Genomic DNA, 2,500 nt, shown 5'->3' with positions numbered 1-2,500 from the left:
TGTTGAATGTCGCTGAGAACTGACCCGGGTTTGTCATCGAGAACTGACCCACCCTTCGGTTATGTTCTGTGGGTCATGCCTGGGTCAATGCACTTGAAGCTCCCTTCTTTGTTTTGGCGGCCGCGGTGCTCGCCCTGAACCTGAAGCTGTCGTTTCCGGTCTCCAAAATGTGGCAGCGATGGGTGAGGCGGTCGAGCAGCGCCGTGGTCATTTTGGCGTCGCCGAAGACGGTGGCCCATTCGGCGAAGCTGAGATTGGTGGTGATGACAACGCTTGTGCGCTCGTAGAGCCTGCTCAGCAGATGGAAGAGCAGCGCCCCGCCCGAGGCGCTGAAGGGCAGGTATCCAAGCTCATCCAGGATGACCAGATCAAGGCGTGTCAGGTTGTCAGCGATCTGCCCGGCCTTGCCGCGCATCTTTTCCTGCTCAAGGGCATTGACCAGCTCGACGGTCGAGAAGAAGCGCACCTTTTTGCGATGGTGTTCGATGGCCTGGATACCGAAGGCGGTCGCGACATGCGATTTCCCTGTGCCCGGCCCCCCGATCAATACGACATTCTGGGCGCCATCGAGGAAGTCACACCGGTGGAGTTGCCGAACCAGGGGCTCGTTTACATCGCTGGCAGCGAAGTCGAAGCCCGACAGATCTTTATAGGCGGGGAAGCGGGCGATCTTCAGATGATAGGCGATCGAGCGGACCTCACGTTCAGCCATTTCGGCTTTCAGAAGCTGCGAGAGCATGGGCACTGCGGCCTCAAAGGCGGGCGCGCCTTGCTCCATAAGGTCGGCAACGGCTTGTGCCATCCCGTGCAACTTCAGGCTCTTGAGCATGATGACGATAGCGGCACTGGCGGGATCATGACGCATGTCGTGCTCCCTTCAACTGGCGGCGCAGGTCGTCATACCGGGCGACATTGGCTTTTGGTTCTTCCCGAAGGGCCAGAGCCCGCGGTGGGTCCAGGTCAGGCGTTGCAATGGGTCCGTCATCCACCAGGCGATGCAAAAGATTCAGCACATGGGTTTTGGTCGGCACGCCGGCCTCAAGCGCCATTTCGACGGCGGCCAGGACATCATGCTCGTCATGCTGCAGCACCAGCGCCAGGATCTCAGCCATTTCCCGGTCTCCGCCGCGCTGCTTGAGCAGATGCTGCTGAAGCAGCCGGAAGGCTTCTGGCATCTCGGCAAACGGGGCGCCGTTGCGTAAGGCACCAGGCTTGCGCTGGATCACCGTGAGATAATGCCGCCAATCGTAAACCGTGCGAGGCAGCGCGTGATGGGCGCGCTCGATGACCCGATCATGCTCGCACAGGATCTGCCCCTCAGCCGCGATGACAATTTTCTCTGGGTAGACCCGCAGGCTGACCGGATGGTTCGCGAACGAGGCGGGAACGCTGTAGCGGGCACGTTCAAATGTTACCAGACAGGTCGGGGAGACGCGCTTGCCATGTTCGATGAACCCATCGAATGCGGGAGGAAGGGCCATCAGCGCCTCCTTCTCCGCTTCCCAGATATCGGCGATCGTGCCCGGCAAGGTGCCGTGCGGCGTCTCATGCCAAAGACGAACAGAATTCTCCTCCAACCAGATGTTCAAGCTCGCCAGATCCGCAAAAGCCGGCATTGTCTGCCAGAGCTGGTTCCTGCCATCCTGAACGTTCTTCTCGACCTGCCCCTTTTCCCAGCCCGCAGCCCGATTGCAGAAATCGGGATCAAAGACGTAGTGGCTGGCCATAGCCATAAAGCGCAGGTTGACCTGCCGGTCCTTGCCGACCAGCACCTTGTCGACAGCTGTCTTCATGTTGTCATAGATGCCGCGGCCGGGCACACCGCCGAAGACGCGGAACCCGTGCCAGTGGGCGTCGAATAGCATCTCATGCGTCTGCAGCAGATAAGCCCGCAGCAGGAAAGCCCGACTATGTGCGAGTTTGATGTGGGCAACCTGCAGTTTCGTGCGAACCCCACCGATCACGGCCCAGTTCTCACTCCAGTCGAACTGGAAAGCCTCCCCCGGCGCAAATGCCAAGGGCACGAAGACGCCGCGACCAATGGACTGCTCATCGCGCAACCGATCCGCGCGCCAGGAGCGGGCAAAGGCCGCAACCCGCTCATACGAGCCGCCATATCCCAGTGCGGCAAGGTCCTTGTAGAGCAGCTTCACCGTCTTGCGCTGCTTGCGCGGCTTGCGAGCTTCTCGCAGCAACCAGCCCGAAAGCTTCTCCGCAAACGGGTCCAGCTTGCTCGGGCGATCAGGGATGCTGAACTGCGGCGTCACATCGCCAGCGCGCAGATACTTTCGGATCGTGTTCCGCGACAGTCCGGTTCGCCGCGCAATCTCGCGAATGGAAATCTTGTCACGCAACGCCCATCGCCGGATGACACTCAAAAAAGCCATGTCGATCACTCCTTTGCCCCCTGCCTGATGCAGTCGGGGCGAGCCAATCACATGGGTCAATTCTCAATGAAAATTTCCGCTATACCCGGGTCAGTTCTCAGCGACATTCAACA

Annotated in this window: 2 protein-coding genes; both read right to left on the bottom strand. The window is 60.0% G+C overall.

What is annotated here, in order from left to right:
- Window positions 1–73: 73 nt before the first annotated feature.
- A complete protein-coding gene (istB, locus tag IT40_RS26220; protein ID WP_019352161.1) occupies window positions 74–865 on the bottom strand; it encodes an IS21-like element helper ATPase IstB in 792 nt (263 codons plus the stop codon).
- Complete coding sequence (gene istA / locus IT40_RS26215; protein WP_036761422.1) at window positions 855–2,387, bottom strand: IS21 family transposase; 1,533 nt, start codon at window positions 2,385–2,387, stop codon at window positions 855–857. The genes istB and istA overlap by 11 nt, the downstream gene beginning before the upstream one ends.
- Between the last annotated feature and the right edge of the window lie 113 nt (window positions 2,388–2,500).

The sequence above is a fragment of the Paracoccus versutus genome, assembly GCF_000763885.1.
Lineage (GTDB): Bacteria > Pseudomonadota > Alphaproteobacteria > Rhodobacterales > Rhodobacteraceae > Paracoccus > Paracoccus versutus.
The sequence above is the reverse complement of the archived record's forward strand: the minus strand, read 5'-3'. Positions and strand labels throughout refer to the sequence as shown.

Coding starts and splice junctions, on each gene's coding strand:
- istB (WP_019352161.1), bottom strand. CDS start 865: ATGCGTCATGATCCCGCCAGTGCCGCTATCGTCATCATGCTCAAGAGC.
- istA (WP_036761422.1), bottom strand. CDS start 2,387: ATGGCTTTTTTGAGTGTCATCCGGCGATGGGCGTTGCGTGACAAGATT.